Annotated in this window: 22 protein-coding genes; 12 read left to right on the top strand and 10 right to left on the bottom strand. The window is 70.3% G+C overall.

What is annotated here, in order from left to right; genetic code table 11:
- Window positions 1–48 precede the first annotated feature (48 nt).
- Window positions 49–375, bottom strand: coding sequence for a hypothetical protein (locus BMY74_RS06335; protein WP_245785935.1), 327 nt, complete (start codon window positions 373–375; stop codon window positions 49–51).
- A 79-nt stretch (window positions 376–454) separates the two neighbouring features.
- On the opposite strand from BMY74_RS06335, the gene BMY74_RS06330 reads away from it, so the two are divergent.
- Window positions 455–910, top strand: coding sequence for a DUF4396 domain-containing protein (locus tag BMY74_RS06330; protein ID WP_089911053.1), 456 nt, complete (start codon window positions 455–457; stop codon window positions 908–910).
- An 11-nt stretch (window positions 911–921) separates the two neighbouring features.
- Here BMY74_RS06330 and BMY74_RS06325 read toward each other — a convergent pair whose 3' ends face one another.
- The gene (locus BMY74_RS06325) at window positions 922–1368 is read right to left on the bottom strand and encodes a hypothetical protein (protein ID WP_089911050.1); all 447 of its coding nucleotides are present in this window, start codon (window positions 1366–1368) and stop codon (window positions 922–924) included.
- A gap of 175 nt (window positions 1369–1543) precedes the next feature.
- Between BMY74_RS06325 and BMY74_RS06320 the strand changes: the two genes are divergently transcribed.
- Genes BMY74_RS06320 through BMY74_RS06310 form a run of 3 tightly spaced genes read left to right on the top strand, consistent with a single transcriptional unit; the run spans window position 1544 to window position 4757 of the window.
- Complete coding sequence (locus BMY74_RS06320) at window positions 1544–3844, top strand: glycosyl hydrolase family 18 protein (RefSeq protein WP_425434821.1); 2301 nt, start codon at window positions 1544–1546, stop codon at window positions 3842–3844.
- Between the two features lie 45 nt (window positions 3845–3889).
- Window positions 3890–4324: a helix-turn-helix transcriptional regulator gene (locus BMY74_RS06315; RefSeq protein ID WP_371927705.1), complete on the top strand. Its 435-nt coding sequence runs from the start codon at window positions 3890–3892 to the stop codon at window positions 4322–4324.
- Between the two features lie 10 nt (window positions 4325–4334).
- The gene (locus BMY74_RS06310; RefSeq protein ID WP_089912485.1) at window positions 4335–4757 is read left to right on the top strand and encodes a VOC family protein; all 423 of its coding nucleotides are present in this window, start codon (window positions 4335–4337) and stop codon (window positions 4755–4757) included.
- Here BMY74_RS06310 and BMY74_RS06305 read toward each other — a convergent pair.
- Complete coding sequence (locus BMY74_RS06305) at window positions 4744–5490, bottom strand: MBL fold metallo-hydrolase (protein WP_089911044.1); 747 nt, start codon at window positions 5488–5490, stop codon at window positions 4744–4746. The two genes, BMY74_RS06310 and BMY74_RS06305, sit on opposite strands and share 14 nt — an antisense overlap.
- Before the next feature lie 180 nt (window positions 5491–5670).
- Between BMY74_RS06305 and BMY74_RS06300 the strand changes: the two genes are divergently transcribed.
- The 4 genes from BMY74_RS06300 to BMY74_RS06285 all read left to right on the top strand — a co-directional run bounded on the left by BMY74_RS06300 (window position 5671) and on the right by BMY74_RS06285 (window position 9070).
- Window positions 5671–6933 carry a sensor histidine kinase gene (locus BMY74_RS06300; protein ID WP_245785933.1) on the top strand — a complete coding sequence of 421 codons (1263 nt, stop codon included), beginning with the start codon at window positions 5671–5673 and terminating at the stop codon, window positions 6931–6933.
- A complete protein-coding gene (locus tag BMY74_RS06295; RefSeq protein ID WP_089911041.1) occupies window positions 6930–7577 on the top strand; it encodes a response regulator in 648 nt (215 codons plus the stop codon). Before BMY74_RS06300 ends, BMY74_RS06295 begins: the two co-directional genes overlap by 4 nt.
- 10 nt (window positions 7578–7587) lie before the next feature.
- Window positions 7588–8451 carry an EamA family transporter gene (locus BMY74_RS06290; protein WP_089912479.1) on the top strand — a complete coding sequence of 288 codons (864 nt, stop codon included), beginning with the start codon at window positions 7588–7590 and terminating at the stop codon, window positions 8449–8451.
- 67 nt (window positions 8452–8518) lie between these two features.
- Complete coding sequence (locus tag BMY74_RS06285) at window positions 8519–9070, top strand: hypothetical protein (protein WP_089911039.1); 552 nt, start codon at window positions 8519–8521, stop codon at window positions 9068–9070.
- On the opposite strand, the gene BMY74_RS06280 is transcribed toward BMY74_RS06285, so the two are convergent.
- From BMY74_RS06280 to BMY74_RS06265, 4 genes are all read right to left on the bottom strand, one after another.
- Window positions 9014–9862: an alpha/beta fold hydrolase gene (locus BMY74_RS06280; RefSeq protein ID WP_089911036.1), complete on the bottom strand. Its 849-nt coding sequence runs from the start codon at window positions 9860–9862 to the stop codon at window positions 9014–9016. The two genes, BMY74_RS06285 and BMY74_RS06280, sit on opposite strands and share 57 nt — an antisense overlap.
- Window positions 9862–10428 (bottom strand): GNAT family N-acetyltransferase, encoded by a 567-nt coding sequence (locus BMY74_RS06275; protein WP_089911033.1) that lies wholly within the window; start codon window positions 10426–10428, stop codon window positions 9862–9864. Before BMY74_RS06275 ends, BMY74_RS06280 begins: the two co-directional genes overlap by 1 nt.
- 126 nt (window positions 10429–10554) lie before the next feature.
- The gene (locus BMY74_RS06270) at window positions 10555–10908 is read right to left on the bottom strand and encodes a VOC family protein (RefSeq protein WP_089911029.1); all 354 of its coding nucleotides are present in this window, start codon (window positions 10906–10908) and stop codon (window positions 10555–10557) included.
- A gap of 15 nt (window positions 10909–10923) precedes the next feature.
- Window positions 10924–11862 carry a sigma-70 family RNA polymerase sigma factor gene (locus BMY74_RS06265; protein WP_089911026.1) on the bottom strand — a complete coding sequence of 313 codons (939 nt, stop codon included), beginning with the start codon at window positions 11860–11862 and terminating at the stop codon, window positions 10924–10926.
- A 56-nt stretch (window positions 11863–11918) separates the two neighbouring features.
- Here BMY74_RS06265 and BMY74_RS06260 point away from each other — a divergent pair, with 56 nt between their 5' ends.
- Window positions 11919–12509: a maleylpyruvate isomerase family mycothiol-dependent enzyme gene (locus tag BMY74_RS06260; protein ID WP_089911023.1), complete on the top strand. Its 591-nt coding sequence runs from the start codon at window positions 11919–11921 to the stop codon at window positions 12507–12509.
- Here the strand turns inward: BMY74_RS06260 and BMY74_RS06255 are convergent.
- Entirely contained in the window at window positions 12502–12945 is a 444-nt protein-coding gene (locus BMY74_RS06255; RefSeq protein WP_245785932.1) for a MarR family winged helix-turn-helix transcriptional regulator, read from the bottom strand. The genes BMY74_RS06260 and BMY74_RS06255 overlap by 8 nt on opposite strands.
- Before the next feature lie 55 nt (window positions 12946–13000).
- Between BMY74_RS06255 and BMY74_RS06250 the strand changes: the two genes are divergently transcribed.
- The gene (locus BMY74_RS06250) at window positions 13001–14974 is read left to right on the top strand and encodes an MMPL family transporter (protein ID WP_089911021.1); all 1974 of its coding nucleotides are present in this window, start codon (window positions 13001–13003) and stop codon (window positions 14972–14974) included.
- Between the two features lie 15 nt (window positions 14975–14989).
- Window positions 14990–16093, top strand: a complete 1104-nt coding sequence (locus BMY74_RS06245) for a winged helix DNA-binding domain-containing protein (protein ID WP_089911018.1) — start codon at window positions 14990–14992, stop codon at window positions 16091–16093.
- 13 nt (window positions 16094–16106) lie between these two features.
- Here BMY74_RS06245 and BMY74_RS06240 read toward each other — a convergent pair whose 3' ends face one another.
- Window positions 16107–16949 (bottom strand): helix-turn-helix transcriptional regulator, encoded by an 843-nt coding sequence (locus BMY74_RS06240; RefSeq protein WP_089911015.1) that lies wholly within the window; start codon window positions 16947–16949, stop codon window positions 16107–16109.
- Between the two features lie 101 nt (window positions 16950–17050).
- Here BMY74_RS06240 and BMY74_RS06235 point away from each other — a divergent pair, with 101 nt between their 5' ends.
- Complete coding sequence (locus tag BMY74_RS06235) at window positions 17051–17899, top strand: alpha/beta hydrolase (protein ID WP_089911012.1); 849 nt, start codon at window positions 17051–17053, stop codon at window positions 17897–17899.
- On the opposite strand, the gene BMY74_RS06230 is transcribed toward BMY74_RS06235, so the two are convergent.
- Window positions 17886–18500 (bottom strand): nucleoside/nucleotide kinase family protein, encoded by a 615-nt coding sequence (locus tag BMY74_RS06230; protein ID WP_089911009.1) that lies wholly within the window; start codon window positions 18498–18500, stop codon window positions 17886–17888. The two genes, BMY74_RS06235 and BMY74_RS06230, sit on opposite strands and share 14 nt — an antisense overlap.
- Between the last annotated feature and the right edge of the window lie 112 nt (window positions 18501–18612).

The raw sequence follows: 18612 nt of genomic DNA, 5'->3' as shown, positions 1-18612 counted from the left end.
TTCTTCTTCTCTCTGCGTTTGTGGACAGTGCTGAGTGGACTGACGAACTCAGTTCCGCAGCACGCAGAGAGTCGTGAGCAGTTGTCTTCCGCCCGGCGGCGGACGTTGCGGGGTGCTCAGCGGCGCTTCGGACCGGGTGGCCGCGAGCAGGGGGAGCGCCGTGCGCACCAGGAACCAGCCGAGCAGCACGACGGCCGCGGCGACCAGGACCGCTAGGCACAGATGCAGCAGGTCGTGCTCGTGCGGCTGTTCCTGCTGGTGGGAGACCGTGTGCGCGGCGTGCGGGGTTTCCGCCGCCGCGACGTGGTGCATCCCGACGACGGCGAGGACGAGCGCGCACAGCAGCACCCACTGGGTGAGCCGTCGTCTCGTCATGCGCCCCACCCTACGACGGCATCGCTTGATACGGGTACCCCCTAGGGGTATTGTTCGGCTCGACTTCGAGGAGGACGACATGGACCACCACGCTCCCGCGAGCCTGACCAGGCAGGCGATCTCCGCGACGCTGCACTGCCTCACCGGCTGTGCGATCGGCGAGGTGCTCGGCATGGTCATCGGCACGGCGCTCGGCTGGGGCAACCTCGCCACGATCGTGCTCGCCGTGGTGCTCGCGTTCGTGTTCGGCTACTCGCTGACGATCCGCCCGGTGCTGCGCTCCGGCCTCGCGTTCAAGGCGGCGCTCGGGGTGGCGCTGGCGGCGGACACGGTCTCGATCGCCGTGATGGAGGTCGTCGACAACGGTGTCATGCTGCTCGTGCCCGGCGCGATGGACGCGGGCCTGGGCAACTGGGTGTTCTGGGCGGCGCTCGTGTTCTCGCTGGCCGTCGCGTTCGTGGTGACGGTGCCGGTGAACCGCTGGATGATCTCGCGCGGCAAGGGCCACGCGGTCGTCCACCAGCACCACCACTGACGGCTGGTGCCTCAGGCGCGGGTGAAGCGCATGACCCAGTTCGTCTCCCAGGTCTCGCCGCCGTCGTAGGAGAACCGCTGCTCCCACACGGGCTCGGCGCCGGCGGTCCAGTCGAACCGGAGCTTCACCTCGTGCCCGCCGACCACGTCGTCGCCGAAGAACACGCCGTGCCCGTCGGTGAACCTGCCCTCCAGCGGCGGGTCGAGCCTGCCCGGAGCGCGGGTGGAGGCCCACCAGATGCGCCAGACGCCGTCGACCGGGTCGTACTGACGCAACGTCAGGCCCTCCCAGTCGGCGGCTCGGATCGTGTCGACGTTCGCCGCGCCCCCCAGGACGGGTCTGGCCTCGCCGTCGGTCTCGAACTCGACCCACTCCGTGCCGCGGCCGGGGATGTCGGCGATCTTGCGGTGGGCCACGCGCCACCGTCCGTGGAGGAAGTCGAAATCGTTCTCGCTCATGGAACGGGACGCTAAACCGATTCACTGACACCTTTCGTCAGTGATCGAGTATTGACGCAAAGGTCTGGACCATTTTACGGTTCCCGGCAGTGGCCGCCGCCCTAGCCAGGAGGTCCTTCCCTTGCGACTGCTCGCCAGAGTGGTCCCGGTGTTAGCTCTGCTAGCCGGGACCGTCATCGCTGTGACCAACGCGCCGACCGCAGCCGCAGCCCACGAGGACTGCCGGCCGGACGGCCTCTACAAGACGCCGGGTGTCGAGGTGCCGTACTGCACCGTCTACGACACCGCCGGGCGCGAGACCATGGGGGACAAGTCCAGACGCGTCATCGGGTACTTCACCAGCTGGCGGACCGGCAAGAACGGTCAGCCCGGGTACCTCGCCAAGGACATCCCCTGGAACAAGGTCACCCACCTGAACTACGCGTTCGCGCACATCGGCGCGGACAACAAGATCTCGGTCGGTGACAACAACGCGAACAACTCGTCCATCGGCATGGAGTGGCCCGGTGTCGCCGGCGCCGAGATGGACCCGTCGCTGTCCTACAAGGGGCACTTCAACCAGCTCACCAAGTTCAAGAAGCAGTACCCGAACGTCAAGACCCTGATCTCGGTCGGCGGCTGGGCTGAGACCGGCGGCTTCTTCAACGCCGACGGCACGCGCAACGCGTCGGGCGGCTTCTACAAGCTCGGCCAGAACCAGGCGGCGATCGACACGTTCGCCGACAGCACCGTCGAGTTCCTGCGCAAGTACGGCTTCAACGGCGCCGACATCGACTACGAGTACGCGACGTCGAACAACCACGCCGGCAACCCCGACGACTTCTGGATCTCCAACGCCAACCGCGGCACGCTGTGGGCCGGCTACCAGGCGATCATGAAGACGCTGCGCGAGAAGCTCGACCGCGCCGGTGCCGCCGACGGCAAGCACTACATGCTGACCGCCGCCGTGCCCGCCTCGGGCTGGCTGCTGCGCGGCCAGGAGGCCTACCAGGTCGTCAAGTACCTCGACTACCTGAACGTCATGAGCTACGACCTGCACGGCTCGTGGAACCAGTTCGTCGGCCCGAACGCCGCTCTCTACGACGACGGCAAGGACGGCGAGCTCGCGGCGGGTGGCGTGTACACGGCCCCGCAGTACGAGGGCATGGGCTACCTGAACACCGACTGGTCGTACCACTACTACCGCGGCGCCATGCAGGCCGGACGCATCAACATCGGCGTGCCGTTCTACTCGCGCGGCTGGCAGGGCGTCACCGGGGGCACGAACGGCCTGTGGGGCAAGGCGCCCCTGCCGAACCAGTCCCAGTGCCCGCCCGGCACCGGGTCGTCGGTCGGCTCGACCACCCCGTGCGGCAACGGCGCGTCGGGCATCGACAACCTGTGGCACGACGTCACCGCGGGTGGCGCCGAGGTCCCGTCCGGCGTGAACCCGTTGTGGCACACGAAGAACCTGGAAGCCAAGATCACCGGCTCCTACGGCTCGCAGTACGGCCTCGACCCGGTCAACGACCCGACCGACCGCCTCACCGGCACCTACGCGCCGTACTACGACTCGACCCTGAAGTCGCCGTGGCTGTGGAACAACGACAAGAAGGTGTTCCTCTCCACCGAGACCGAGCAGTCGATCGCGGAGAAGGCCAAGTACGTCAAGGACAAGGGCCTCGGCGGCATCATGATCTGGGAGCTCGCCGGCGACTACGGGTTCGACTCCGCGAAGAACGAGTACTTCATCGGTGACACGCTGCTGTCGACCATCAACACCGGTCTCAACGGCGCCGCCCCGTACGGCAACCTGAAGGCCTCCGCGCAGCAGACGCAGTCGCTGGCCGTGGACGTCGACGTGTACGGCTTCGCGCTGGGGGACAACAACTACCCGATCACGCCGAAGATCAAGTTCACGAACCGCTCGACGGTCACCATCCCGGGTGGCACGAAGATCGCGTTCGACTACGGCACCAGCGCTCCCGGCAGCATGGGAGACCAGTCGGGCTTCGGGCTGAAGGTCGTGTCGAAGGGACACAGCGGCCCGAACGTCGGCGGTCTGAAGGGCGACTTCCAGAAGGCGGAGCTCACGCTGCCGTCGTGGCAGTCTCTCGCACCGGGCGCGTCGATCGAGGTGACCGTCAGCTACCAGCTGCCGATCTCGACGCCGTCGAACTTCGTGTTCACCTTCGGCGGCCAGTCGTACGCGATCTCGGCCGACCACCCGCGGATCGGGGGCGGCACCACGCCGACCTCCACGACCACTTCCACCACTACTTCGACGACCACCACCACTACGACCACGACGACGACGACCACCACCACGACGCCGCAGACCTGTTCGCTGCCCGCCTGGGACCGCGGCAAGGTCTACACCGGCGGCAACGAGGTGTCGCACAAGGGCCGCAAGTGGCGGGCCCAGTGGTGGACGCAGGGCGAGGAGCCCGGCACCACCGGTGAGTGGGGCGTCTGGCGCGACCAGGGCGCCTGCTGATTTTCTGTCAGTGATCTGTCAGGCGCGGGCCTTAGGCTGTCCCTCGTGACCGCCCAAGACCCGCGCCTGCAGGAACTGGTCCTGCTCCGCAAGGTGCGCGACAGGATCGACCGCGAGTACCGGCAGCCGCTCGACGTGGCGGCGCTGGCCCGCGGCGTCCACCTGTCCGCGGGCCACCTCTCCCGCGCCTTCCGCGCGGCCTTCGGCGAGTCGCCGTACAGCTACCTCATGACCCGCCGCATCGAGCGGGCCATGACCCTGCTCCGCCGGGGCGACATGTCGGTCACCGACGTCTGCTTCGAGGTCGGCTGCACCTCGCTCGGCACGTTCAGCACCCGCTTCTCCGAACTGGTCGGCATGTCCCCGAGCCAGTACCGCAGGGTCGCCGCCTCAGATGGTCAGGGCATCCCGAACTGCCAGGCCAAGGCCGTGATGCGGCCGATCAGGAATCGAGAAGCGGCCACCGGCCCGTCGGATTAGGTTGACCGCCATGTCAGTCATCATCGCCGCGGCCTTCCTCCCCGCAGACGACCCCGAGAAGTCACTGGGCTTCTTCCGCGACGCGCTCGGCTTCGAGGTCCGCCAGGACGTCGGCCAGGGCACCATGCGCTGGATCACCGTCGGCCCGCCCGACCAGCCCGAGACGGGCATCGTCCTGCACCCGCCCGCCGCGGACCCCGGCGTGAGCGACGAGGAACGCCGCACCATCGCGGTCCTGATGGCCAAGGGCGTCTACACGGCGTTGTCACTCGCCACCAAGGACCTGCAGGGCACGTTCGACCGCGCGCGGGCGTGGGTCGAGTCCTCCGGCGCGGGCGAGGTGCTGCAGGAGCCCGAGGACCAGCCGTGGGGCGTGCGCGACTGCTCGTTCCGCGACCCGGCCGGCAACCTGGTGCGCATCAACCAGCTGTGAAGGTCGCCCCCGGCACCGCGTGGTCGATCGGCCCCGCGTACCGCGCGGACGCACGAACGGCCGCTTCCTCCGGCGTCAGGGAGCGGCCCACGTGCGTGACGACCAACCGCTTCACCCCGGCCGTCGCAGCCGTCTCGCCCGCGTCCTCAGGCGTGTGGTGCACGGCGTTGGGTGTCGTGCTCTCGGCCTCGCACACCAGCACGTCGGTCCGTTCGGCCAGCGCTGTGAGCCTTGGGCACGGCGCGGTGTCGCCGGAGTAGGTCAGCGACCGCCCACCCGCCTCGACCCGCACCCCGAACGCGGGCATCCCGTGCTCGACCGCCGCGGTGGTCAGCACCATCGACCCGACGGCCACCTCGTGCCCGTCCCGCAGCTCGGTGATGGCGAACGCGTCCTCGACCGGGCTGCGCACGGGCCCGTTGGTGAGGAACCCCGCCAGGCGTTCGGCGATGCCGGGCGGGCCGTAGAGCGGCACCGGCGGGCGCGAGACGTCCGCGAACAGCAGCGCGTAGTAGGTCGTGAGCAGGTCGGCGCTGTGGTCGGCGTGCAGGTGCGAGATCCAGATGGCGTCCAGGTCCTCCAGGCGTGTGTGGCGTTGGAGCGGGCCCAGGGTGCCGGTGCCGGCGTCCATCCACACGCGAGTGTCGTCGTGGGTGAGGAGGTAGCCGGAGCACGGGATGTCCGCCGTGGGGTAGGGGGTGGCGCAGCCGAGGACGGTGAGGCCGAGGTCCATCGGGCCACCGTAGGTGAGGGGGTGGGCGGGCGTCTCGCGGTTTGGTGCGCGGTGGGTGTCGGCTGTGGCGGAGGTTGGGCTGCGGCGGGCCCGTGTTGCCTGCCACGAGCAACTTCGCGACCCACCCCACACCCGCACGATCCGCCCGTGCCCCACCTCCCCGGCAGGTACCTTGACCGCGTGGAAGAGCCCGTGTGGAACGAGTGGCGGCGGCCAGGCCCGACCCCCGCCCAGCGGCGGCGCGACATCGGCATCGCCGTGATCGTGCTGCTGTGCGCGGTCGAGGTGACGGCACTGGTCAACAGCGTGGGCGCCTACGTCTTCCAGGACCCGCCCGGGCTGGCCGTGCAGCTCGCGTGGGTGGTCGCGCTGTCGGTGCCGCTGGTCGTGCGGCGGCGGTATCCGCTGGCCGTGATGCTGGTGGTGTCGGCGCTGTTCATCGCCGCGCAGGCGAACAAGTCGGGCGACACGCTGGTGCCGTCCGCGATCCTGTTCCTCGCGATCTTCACCGTCGGCGCGTGGGAGAAGAACCGGCTTGTGGCGCGGTGGTCGCGCATCGGCGTGATCGCCGCCATGTTCCTGTGGCTCGGGTTCAGCCTCGTGCGCGCGTTGCTCGGGCCGAAGGGCGAGTTCGAGAACGCGGCCGGGCCCATCGATCCGGTGCTCGCGTCCGTCCTCTACGGACTGGAGTTCAACCTCTTCTTCTTCCTCTTCGCCTACGTCGTGGGGGAGATGGCGTGGGCCGGGGCTCGGCGGCGCGCTCAGCTCGAGTTCCAGGCCGAGGAGCTCAGGCTTTCGCAGGAGCAGAACACGCGGGGCGCCATCGCGGCTGAGCGCATGCGCATCGCGCGTGACCTGCATGACGTCGTGGCACACCATGTGTCCGTCATGGGGATTCAGGCCGGTGCCGCGCGCCGGGTCCTCGACTCCGATCCCGCGTTGGCCCGTGACGCCCTGCAGACCGTGGAGCAGACGGCGCGCACCGCGATCAGCGAACTGCGCGGGTTGCTCGGTGTGCTCAGGGCCGACGCGGACACGGACCTGAAGGCGTCACCGAACCTGGACGACCTCACGGAGTTGTTCGACAACGCACGGGCGGCGGGGCTCAAGGTGTCGCACGGCGTGTACGGCGACGTGCGCGATGTGCCGTCCGGTGTCGCGTTGTCGGCCTATCGCGTCGTGCAGGAGGCACTCACGAACGTGGTGAAGCACGCCGACGCGCAACACGTTGACGTGCGGATGCGTTATCTCGACAGCGCATTGGAGCTGGAGATCGCCGATGACGGCCGTGGTCGAGTGGCGACCACGAACTCGGGTTTCGGCCTTGTCGGCATGCGAGAGAGGTTGGCTGTGCACGGCGGATCGCTGGAGGTGGGGCCACGGCGCGAGGCGGGCTATCTGGTCCGTGCGTCGCTGCCTACGGCAACGGAGGAGAAGGCGTGAGCTTGCGAGTGGTGCTGGCCGACGACCAGGACCTGGTCCGTGCCGGCTTCCGGGTCATCCTCGGCACCGAGCCCGGCATCGAGGTGGTCGGGGAGGCCGGTGACGGTGCCGAGGCCGTCGACCTCGTCGCCGAACTGCGCCCCGACGTCGTGCTGATGGACGTCCAGATGCCGCGCATGGACGGCCTCGAAGCCACCCGTCACATCCTTTCCGCGGGTCACGGCACTCGGGTGGTCATCCTGACCACGTTCGACCGCGAGGACTACCTCTTCGAGGCGCTGCAGGCGGGAGCCAGCGGGTTCCTCCTCAAGAACGCCTCGCCCGAAGACCTCGTGGAGTCCGTGCGCGTCGTGGCGCGCGGAGATGCGTTGCTCTCGCCGGAGGTGACGCGACGTGTGATCGCGCGCTTCAGCACGGCGCCAAGGGAGCGCACGAGGCCGCCGGAGCTCACCGACCGTGAGTTCGAAGTGCTGGTCGAACTCGCCAAGGGCGCATCGAACGCGGAGATCGCGGCGGCGCTGTTCCTGGGCGAGACGACGGTGAAGACGCACGTCTCGAGGGTGCTCACGAAGCTCGGTCTGCGCGACCGCACGCACGCCGTGGTGTTCGCCTACGAGAGAGGGATCGTCACACCGGGCGGTTAGCTTGGGCGAGGTGATCAACCATCGTGTGGTCGTCGCCGCTCTCGCGCCGGCCATCTGGGGCACGACCTTCTACGTCACGACCGAGTACCTCCCGCCGGACCGCCCGCTTCTGGCGTCGACGCTCAGGGCCTTGCCCGCGGGACTGGTCCTGGTCGCGATCACCCGTCGACTGCCGCACGGGGACTGGTGGTGGCGGTCGCTGGTCCTCGGCGTGCTGAACTTCGCGGCCTTCACCCCGCTCCTCTTCGTCGCCGCGTACCGGCTCCCCGGCGGTGTGGCGGCGACGGTGCTCGCCGTTCAGCCGCTGTTCGTGGCGTTGCTGGCGAGCCGGGTGCTGCACCAGCGCCTGACCTTCCGGATCGTGGTGGCCGGTGCCGCCGGACTGGCCGGGGTCGGCCTGCTCGTGCTCAGGGCCGGCGCGCGGCTGGACGGGCCCGGCGTCGCCGCGGCGCTGGGAGGGGCCGCGGTGACGGCCGTGGCGATCGTGCTGACCAAGCGGTGGGTGTCGCCCGCGTCCTCGCTCGCCACGACCGGGTGGCAGCTGGTGGCGGGCGGGATCCTGTTGGTGCCGTTGACGTTCGCGCTGGAGGATGTGCCCGCGATCACCGCGCGCAACGCCGCCGGGTACACCTACCTGGCGATCTTCGGGGGAGCGGTCGCGTACGTCGTGTGGTTCAACGGCATCAGGCTGCTGAAGGCGACGCAGGTGACGTTCCTCGGCCTGCTCACGCCCGTGGTCGCGGCGGTGGTCGGGTGGGCGGCGCTCGGCCAGGAGCTCACGGCCCTGCAACTCGTCGGTGCCGTCGTCGTCCTCGCCGCGATGACGGTCGCACAGACGCGTACGCGATCTGACGTACGCGAGATCAGAACGTGAGCGGATGATGCCGCCCCTCCCGACCGCAAGAGTAGGAGCCACCACGGGAGAAGGAGAGTGCATCGCGATGGCCACCACCCGCAAGCTCAGCGGCCGCACCCGCAAGGCCGTGCTGCTCGTGCACGTCCTGTCCGCGGCGGCGTGGCTCGGCATCGACCTCGCGCTGGGCGTCCTCGTCGTCGTCGCACTGTCCACGAACGACTCGAACACCGTGGGCATCGCGATCCAGGCAGTCGACCTCTTCGCGATCTGGCCGATGTTCGGCGCCAGCGTCGTCTGCCTGGTCTCCGGCGCCGTGCTCGGCCTCGGCGGCAAGTACGGCCTGGTGCGGTACTGGTGGGTGGCCGTCAAGCTGGTCCTGAACGTCGGCATGTCGCTGCTGATCGCGTTCGCGCTCCGGCCGGGTGTGCGGGAGGCCGCCGAGATCGGTAGGCGGATGCTCGCGGGCGACCCGGTTGCGGTGATCCCCTCCGGGATCCTGCACCCGGTCGTGGTCGCACCGACGTTGCTGCTGCTGGCCTACGTGCTGTCGGTGTTCAAGCCGTGGGGACGGATCCGCCGGTCAGCGGAACCAGTCGAGCGCCAGCGCCGCGACCTCGTCGGGGCGGTCCAGCTGTAGGAAGTGCCCGCCGCCCGCCACGACCTCGACTCGTGAACCGGGGGCGAGGGCCGTGGCGGCGCCGGCGTAGTTCTCGGGCGTGACGCAGCCGTCGTCCGCCCCGGCGAGGACCAGCATCGGGATCTCCGCGGGCTTCTCGGAGACCTGGGCGAGGTGGGCCAGTGCCGGGTCGTGCAGGGACCGGTCGAAGTTCGCCCGGTACAGCTTCAGGGCGTTGGCCCTGACCGCCGGGTCCGCGTACATCTCCCTGACGTGGTCAGGCACCGTGAGTCCTGGCGACCACGTGCGCCACAGGTACTCGATCAACGTGTCGTTCAGCAGCGCCTCGGCCACGCCGGGCACCTGGAACATGAAGAGGTAGAAGAAGCGTTGCTGCTGCGCGGGATCGGCGAAGATCCGGCTCAGCGCCGCGGGCGGCGGCACCGACATCGTGACCACCCGGCGGACCAGGTCGGTCCGGGTCGCGGCGAGCCGACCGGCCATCCCGGCGCCGATGTCGTGCCCGATCACGTCCAGCGGCTCGGAGGACAGCGCCGCGTTCACGGCGGCGGCGTCCGCGGCCAGCGTCAGCCCGTCACCGAACGGCAGCTGGTCCACAGTGGACGGGTGGTGCCCGCGCAGGAACGGCGCGACCACCCGCCTGCCCGCGGCGACCAGTCGTTCGGCCAGAGGCCCGAACGACGCCGGGTGGTCGGGGAAGCCGTGCCAGCACACGACGACCGGCCCGTCGCCCGCGGCCAGCGCGGGGAAGTCGAGCCGGTCGGTCCGGATGACGATCTCGTCGAACCGCATCAGAAGTCCACCCTCATCACGAACCGCCGCTTGGTCGGATGCGTCACCTGCACGAACCCCGCCTCCTCGAACACCTGCCGCGCACCGACGTGCATCTCACCCCACGTCACGTTCTGCCCCGCGGGGGCGAACATCGGATACGCCTCGACGGCACGCGCCCCGTGCGACCGCGCGTGCTCGACGGTCGCCGCCGCCAGCTCGTAGGTGAGCCCCTGCCGGCGAAACCCCTTGCGCACCACGAAACACGTCACGGCCCACACGCCGTCGTCGTCCTTGTCCTCGGCACGACCCTTCCACGGGACGGGCATGCCGAGCAGCTTCGGGTAGTCGCACCGCGGCTCGACGGCCACCCACCCGGCGGGCTGGTCGTCCACGTAGGCGACCAGCCCGCTGCCGCGCGCCGACTGCTCCTCGTGGGCGGCGACGCGGTCGCCGAGCGTCGAGTCGCGCCAGATCCAGCCCTTCACCTTGTAGCGCTGGCAGTGGCACTTGCCGGGCTCGGAGCCGTCGAAGATCGCGTCGACGTCCTCCCACGGCACCTCGTCCGACGGCACGATCCGGATCATGGAGCCAGACTAGTGGCGCGTCCCAGGAGGTTGGCGAGGTAATCCACGCTCAGCAGGGCGCCTGGCGGCACCACGATGCACCCGTCTGACCGCGAATTCCCCCCGGCAACCTCCTGCGCCACACCACTAGAGCTGCTGGGTGAGGTTGACCGGGTTTCCGTCCGGATCGAACACGTGCGCCACGCGATGGCCCCACGGCATGTCGTTCGCCGGCCCCCGCACCGTCCCGCCGGCCGGCTCGACCAGCGGCAGCAGCGCGTCCACGTCCTCGACGTAGAAGCTGAGCGTGATCCGCGGCGGCGCCGACACGTCCACCTCCTCGGCCACGAGGCCCAGCTCCGCGTCCCCGACGCGCAGGGTCTTGTAGAAGACCGGGCCCTCGGCGGGCTGCCGGAAGACCTCGGCAGCGCCGAACACCTGCGCGTAGAACTCCTGCACCCGGTCCAGATCGGGCGTCACGATGATCGGCTGGACCGCCATGCACTTCCTCCAGAACTAGTCGTCGGAGGGGATACGGGACGGGACGCCGGAACTCATCGGTGACCCGAAGACCGGCACCAGCTCGTCGACGTTGAGGTAGGTCGTGGTGCCCGTGACCAGCCCGTCCCGCACGTCGAGGAACACCAGCCCGAACGGCCGGTCGAGACCGGGCCGCATCTGCCAGAACGCCGGCGACGCGTTGGCGCGCACCGGAACCAGCCACGCACCGGCACAGGCGGCGCCGGGGTCGTGCAACGCCAGGGAGATCGCATCCCGTCCGCGCAGCCACCAGCTGAACGGCGGCATCGACATCGTCGCGTCCTCGTGCAGCAACGCGACCAGCGTCTGGACGTCGTGCCGGTCGAACGCCTCGCAGTAGCGCTCCAGGAGCGACTTCTGGACCGGATCGGCCACGTCCAGCGGGGTGCCGACGTCCACGACCTCCAGCGTCGCCCGCGCCCGTTGCAGAGCGCTGTTCACCGACGCGACTGACGCCGACAGCAGCGCGGCCACCTCGGAGGCCTGCCACGCGAGCACGTCCCGCAGGATCAGCACGGCCCGCTGGCGTGCCGGCAGGTGCTGGAGGGCCGCGACGAACGCCAGCCGCACGGTCTCGCGCCGGATCGCCTGGTCCTCCGGCAGCACCCGCTCGTCGGGCACCGGCTGCACGAAGGCGTTCTCCAGCAGAGGAGCGCCGAGCTCCCCACCGGACGGTCCCAGGTCGACGGCCAACGCGCGCCGCTGGGCGCTGCGCTGCATGTCGATGCAGATGTTCGTGGCGATGCGGTAGAGCCACGTCCGCAGCGACGCGCGTGAGGAGTCGTAGCTGTCGTACGCCTTCCACGCGCGCACGAGTGTCTCCTGCACGGCGTCCTCGGCCTCGAAACCGGAGCCGAGCATGCGGTAGCAGTAGCCGGTCAGCTCGACCCGGAACGGCTCCAGCGCCTCGATCACGCCTGGGACCCTACGCGGACCGATGAGTTCCCGTCGGCCGGTCCGTACACCGGGACATGACCGAAGACATCCGCGCCGCGATCAGGGCGGAACGACGTGACCAGGTGGAACTGCTCGAGGGCCTCACCGGGGAGCAGTGGGACGCGCCCAGCCTGTGCGCGGGCTGGACCACCCGCCACGTCGTCGCCCACACGACCCTGCCGTTCCGCTCCAGGGGCACGAGGGTCCTCCTGGAGGTCCTCAAGTCGGGCGGCCGCTTCAACCACGCCTCCGACCGGATGGCCCGCAAGGACGCGCGACTCCCGGCGGAAGACCTGCTCAACGCCCTGAAGACCAACATCGACCACCCGTGGACGCCACCCGGCGGCGGACCGGCCGGCGCGTTGAGCCACGAGGTCATCCACGGCCTCGACATCACGGTCGCGCTCGGCCTGGACCGGGTGGTGCCGCACGACCGGCTGAGGCTCGTCCTCGACGGCATGACCCCGGCGAGCGTCCGGTACTTCGGGGCCGACCTGGTGGGCAAGCGCCTGGAGGCCACCGATCTCGACTGGACGTTCGGTGACGGCGTGCCCGTCCGGGGGCAGGCCCAGGACCTGCTGCTCCTCGTCTGCGGACGGACGCTGCCGCCGGGAAGGCTCAGCTGACCGACTCGCGCACCCGCGAGGTCGCCGCGGTCGTCGCCGCCAGGAACCGGGCGACGACCTGGCGGTCCTGCGGGCTCAGCCGCTCCCACGCCGAGGCGTACTCGCGGGCCAGCGGCTGGAAGAACGTCGAGGCCAGCGCCGTCGCCGCGTCGAGCACCCGCAGTTCCACGCGGCGGCGGTCCTGCGGGTCGCGCTCCCGCGTCACGTGACCCGCCCTCTCCAGGCGGTCGAGCACGGACGTCGTCGCCGACGCGCTGAGGTTCAGGGCCTTCGCCAGCGTGCCGGGTGTCATGGGTGTCGTCATGATGAGGTTCAGCGCTGTCATGTCCGTGGGATGCAACTCGTGGGCCGCGCTGAAGATCTCGAGGAACCGGTTCGACTCCATCACCAGCGCCCGCAGCAGCATGCTCAGTTCGTAGTCGGTTGCATCGCTCACGATCACAGCTTACTGTTTCGGCCATCGAAACGTTCGGCGATCGAAGGAAAATCTGATGCGTGTCCTGGCCGGAGTACTGCTCGTCGTCTGGTTGGCCCTGGGCGGCTTCACCGGGCCGTACGCGGGCAAGCTGTCCGAGGTCTCCGAGAACGACAGCAGCGCCTTCCTGCCCAACTCGGCCGAGTCCACGCAGGTCGCCGAGCTGCAGAAGAAGTTCCAGCAGGAGAACGCCATCCCGGCCATCGTCGTGGTCGAGCGCAAGGGCGGACTGACCGAGGAGGATCGCCGCTACCTCGCCGACCAGACCAAGGGCTTCCAGGCGTCGCCGGTGATCCCCGCCCCGGACGGCGACGAGGCCGCCCAGGTCGTCCTGCTGCTCGACCCGGCGAAGGACGTCAAGGACTCGGTGTTCCAGATCCGCGACGGCACCCGCGGCGCGCCGGACGGGCTGACGGTGCTGGTCACCGGCCCGGCGGCCCAGGTCGCGGACCTCGTCGAGGCGTTCGGCGGGATCGACGGGCTGCTGCTGGTCGTCGCCGGTGCCGTGGTCGCGCTGATCCTGCTCGTCGTCTACCGCAGTCCGCTGCTGCCGGTCGTCGTGCTGGTGTCGGCGGTGTTCGCGCTCGGCCTGGCCAGTTTCGTCGTGTACCTGCTCGCGAAGAACGACGTGCTGGCGTTGAACGGCCAGAGCCAGGGCATCCTGTCGATCCTGGTCTTCGGCGCCGCGACGGACTACGCGTTGCTCCTCGTGTCCCGGTTCCGCGAGGAACTGCGCGACACGCAGGACAAGGTGGCGGCGGTCAAGGCGGCGTGGCGCGGCACCATCGAACCCATCACCGCCTCCGCCGGCACGGTGATCCTCGGCGTGCTGTGCCTGCTGTTCAGCGACCTCGACTCCAACAAGGGCCTCGGGCCGGTCGCGGCGATCGGCATCGCCGCCGCGCTGCTGACCACGATGACGTTCCTGCCCGCCGCGCTGGCCCTGCTCGGTCGCGGCGCCTTCTGGCCGTTCGCACCGAAGTTCGGCTCCGAGCACCCCGAGACCAGCGGTCTCTGGGGCCGCACGGCGAACTTCGTGCGCCGCAAGCCGCGTGCCATCTGGATCGTCACGACGCTGGTGCTGCTCGCCGGTGCCGCGTTCCTGCCGCAGCTCAAGGCGTCCGGCACCGCGCAGTCCGACGTGTTCCTGACCGAGGTGGAGTCCGTCGCGGGCCAGGAGTTGCTGTCGCGGCACTTCCCGGGCGGCACCGGCTCCCCGACCGTGATCATCGCGCCCGAGGCCAAGACGGCCGAGGTGGTGCAGAAGTCCGAGGTGGACGGTGTCGCGACCGTGCGGCCGACCGGTACCGCCGACGGGCTCGTGCGCATCGAGGCCGTGCTGGAGGACGCGCCGGACTCCGACGCGGCCGTGGCGACCGTCGAACGCATCCGCGAGGCCGTGCACGGCAGTGACGCGAAAGTCGGCGGGCCGACGGCGACGTTGCTCGACACCCGGACGACCTCCGAACACGACCGGACGCTGATCATCCCGATCGTGCTGGCCGTGATCTTCCTGATCCTCGCGTTGCTGCTGCGGTCGTTGCTCGCGCCGTTGCTGCTGATCGGGACCGTGGTGCTGTCGTTCGCGGCGACGATGGGCGTGTCGGCGCTGGTGTTCAACCACGTCTTCGACTTCCCGGGGGCCGATCCCGTGGTGCCGCTGTTCGGGTTCGTGTTCCTGGTGGCGCTGGGCATCGACTACAACATCTTCCTGATGACCCGCGTTCGCGAGGAGACCCAGCGGCTCGGCACGGTCGAGGGGACGATCCGGGGGCTCAGCCTGACCGGTGGCGTGATCACGTCCGCGGGTGTGGTGCTGGCGGCGACGTTCGCGGCGCTCGCCGTGCTGCCGATCCTGTTCCTGACGCAGATCGCGTTCATCGTGGCGTTCGGCGTCCTGCTGGACACGTTGCTGGTGCGGTCGTTGCTCGTGCCGGCGCTGTCGGTGGACATCGGCGGCCGGATCTGGTGGCCCTCGAAGCTGAGGTGAGCGAGGATCACCGGCATGACCTTCACGGCTCGTCAGCTCAACCGCGCCACGCTGGACCGGCAGATGCTGCTGCGGCGGGAACCGGTGGACGTGCTGACGGCCGTGGAGCGGGTCGTGGCGATCCAGGCGCAGGAACCCGCGTCGCCGTACATCGCGCTGTGGAACCGGGTCGAGGGCTTCGACCCGGCCGGCCTGGACGAGGCGTTCGCGACCGGGGTGGTCCGCAAGGCGTCGCTGATGCGGATCACCCTGCACGCGGTGGCGGCCGCGGACCACGAGGTGTTCCACCACGCGATGCTGCCCGCGTTGCGCGCCTCCCGGTTGTACGACAAGCGGTTCAAGGCGATGGACGTGACGATCGAGCAGGCGGACGCCTTGCTGAAGCACCTGCTGGAGTTCGCGGCGACGTCCCGGCAGAAGGCGGAGATCGAGGAACTGCTGCACTCGCACGTCGGTGACGTCGGCGAGCCCGGCGTCTGGTGGGCGTTGCGGACCTACGGCGGACTCGTGCACGCGCCCACGGGCGGGCCGTGGTCGTTCGGGCTGCGGCCGTCCTACCAGGCCGTGGCGACCGAGCCGCGCGAACGGACGGCGGCGGTCGCCGAGCTGCTGCGCCGCTACCTCAATGGTTTCGGGCCCGCGACCGTGCTCGACATGAACCAGTTCACCATGCTGCCGCGCACGACGATCCGGGAAGCGCTGGCACTGCTCGACGTCACCGAGTCCGGTGGCCTCTACGACGTTCCCGGCCGGACGGTGCCGGACGAGGACGTTCCCGCGCCACCACGGCTGATGGCCATGTGGGACAGCACGTTGCTCGCGTACGCCGACCGCAGCCGGATCATCCCCGAGCAGTACCGGAAGGTCGTCATCCGCAACAACGGCGACACGTTGCCCACCCTCCTCGTGGACGGGCACGTGGCCGGGGTGTGGCGTCCCACCGAGGACGGCGGGATCGAGGCGACGGCGTTCCACGCGCTCCGGGACGAGGAGTGGGCCGGTCTCGCCGAGGAGGCGGCGGCGTTGCGGAAGCTGTTGGGGGACAGGGAGCCGCAGGTGTACCGGCGGTACGCGCGGTGGTGGAACGGGCTTCCGGCGCACGAGGTGCGCACCGTGTGAGCACGTCGCCGGCCTACCGCGCCGGCAGGTGGTCCGACGGGAGGGCTTGCGCCGACAGCAGCAGGAAGCGCAATCCCTCCCGCGCCGCCTCGTCCGCCGCGGTGTAGGCGACGAGCAGCTGGTCCGGGTGGGTGTCCACGGTGAACTGCTGCACGTCGAGCGTGAGCGACCCGGCCACCGGGTGGTGGTAGGTCTTCACGAGCTGGCGCGGGCCGCGCACCTGGTGCGTCGCCCACCACGTGCGGAAGTCGGCGTCCCGCAGGCTCAGCTCGCCGACGAGCGACGCCAGCGCGGGGTCGTGCGGCGTGCGCCCGGCCTCCATCCGGAGGACCGCGACGCATTCCCGGGCCGAGCGCTCCCAGTCGCCGTAGAGCGCGCGGAACACCGGGTCGAGGAACGTCAGCCGGATCAGGTTGCGCTCCGGCGCGGGAAGGGCCGCGAAGTCGGTCAGCAGGGCTGACGCGCCGCGGTTCCACGCCAGCACGTCCATGCGGCGGTGCAACACCATCGCCGGGATGTCCGGCATGCCGTCGAGCAGCAGCTGGAGCCGTGGCGCGACCTCCGGCGCGGCCTCCTGCCGTGCGGGGGCGACGTCCGCCAGCGTGAACAGGTACTCGCGCTCGTCCGGCGCCAACTGGAGCGCGTCGGCCAGCGCGTCGAGGACGGTGCGCGACACCCGTCTGGTGCGGCCCTGTTCCAGCCGCACGACGTAGTCGATGCTCACGTGGGCGAGCTGGGCCAGCTCCTCGCGGCGCAGGCCCGGCACGCGGCGGTGGCGGCCGTCGTCGGGCAGGCCCGCGCGGTGCGGGTCGAGCGCGGCGCGGCGGGTGCGGAGGAACTCGCCCAGGTCGGTCATGCCCCCAGTCTCGGCGTTCTCCCGGTCATGTGCCTGGTACTGGCATGCATAGGCTGAGCTTTCCCTGGTCGCCCGGTCCCCGTGCGACGAGTGTCGTGGTCATGGACAACGTGACCTTCCCCAGCAACGGGATCGACATCGCCGGCCACCTGTACCGCCCAGAGGGCACCCCGCGCGGCGCGGTCGTCGTCGGACACCCCGGTACGGGTGTCAAGGAGCAGACGGCGGGCCTGTACGCACGCCATCTCGCCGACCAGGGCTTTCTCGCGCTCGCGTTCGACGCCGCCCACCAGGGCGAGAGCGGCGGCCTGCCGCGCGGTCTCGAGGACCCGTTCCAGCGCGTCGAGGACATCCGCGCGGCCGTGACGTTCCTCGACACCGACGAGGTCGGCGTGCTCGGCATCTGCGCCTCCGGCGGCTACGGCCTCGCCGCGGCCGGCACCGACCACCGCGTCAAGGCGGTCGCCGCGGTCAGCCTGGCCGACATCGCGCGCCAGTTCCGGTTCGGCGCCGACGGCACCCAGGACCCCTCCGTGCTGCGGGGACTGCTGGACCAGGGACAGCAGGGGAGCTTCCCGCTGTTCCCGGAGACGGGGGAACAGGCCCTCGCGGGCGGACCGCACGCCTACGAGGGCTGGGAGTACTACCGCACCCCACGAGGTGAGCACCCGCGCTCGGCGACGACGCTGACGTGGAGCAGCGTGGGACGGATCGCCGCGTTCGACGCGTTCCGCGCGGTCGACCTGATCGCGCCGCGGCCGCTGCTGCTCGTGGCCGGTCGCGACGCCGTCACGGCGTGGATGACCGTGGAGGCCTACCAGAAGGCCGGTGGCCCCAAGGAGATCCACTGGGTCGACGGCGCGAGCCACGTCGACCTGTACGACAAGCGCGTGCCCGAGGTGGCCGGCCGGGTCTCGGAGTTCTTCGGCCGCACGCTCACGGCGAGCTGAGCGGGGACCGGTGCGCGTTGTGGTCGATCACGAGATCGGCCCGCGCGGCCGGGTCGCACCGCGCCAGGTAGAGGCGCTGGCCTTCGACGTAGCGGCGGTTGCGCGGGTCGTCCGGGTCGGGCGGGCTGCCGTCGCGCTTCGCCATGCGCGCGACGGACACCGCGAACTCGACGTGCAGGAACACCGAGAAGTCCCAGCGCCCCACCAGTTCGTCGCGGTGCAGGAAGATGCCGTCGACCAGCAGCAGCGCGGACGGCGGGGCGACCTCGGCGGGCGCGTCCACGTACTCGTCGGTCGCCAGGTCGTGGCTCGCGCGCCGGAACGGCTCCCCGGCGGCGAACGGCACCAGCAGGTGCGAGACGAACCGCTCGTAGTCGTAGCTGTCCAGGAAGAAGCCCTCGGGGGACGCCTTGCCGCGTGCCCAGCGAATCGCGCGTGGGTGGTGGAAGTCGTCCACGGACGCGCGGACCACCTCACGCCCCCGTGCCCGCAGCACCCGCGTCAGGTCGTCGCAGAACGTCGTCTTGCCCGCGCCGTCCACGCCGTCGACCGCCACCAGACCGCGGGCGGGGAGCAGGTCGGCCACCTCGTCGAGCGTCATGACGCCGACGATTTCACACATCGTGACCGCCGCAGGCCCTAACGGATGAGACCTGGGTCTCCCCGGCCTCAAGAACGCGTAAAGGCCGGACCCACCCCCGTAAGGACGTTGT

It is taken from the genome of Lentzea albida, assembly GCF_900111005.1.
In the GTDB taxonomy this organism is placed as follows: Bacteria; Actinomycetota; Actinomycetes; order Mycobacteriales; family Pseudonocardiaceae; genus Lentzea; species Lentzea albida.
This window is presented reverse-complemented; position numbering and strand designations above follow the sequence as displayed.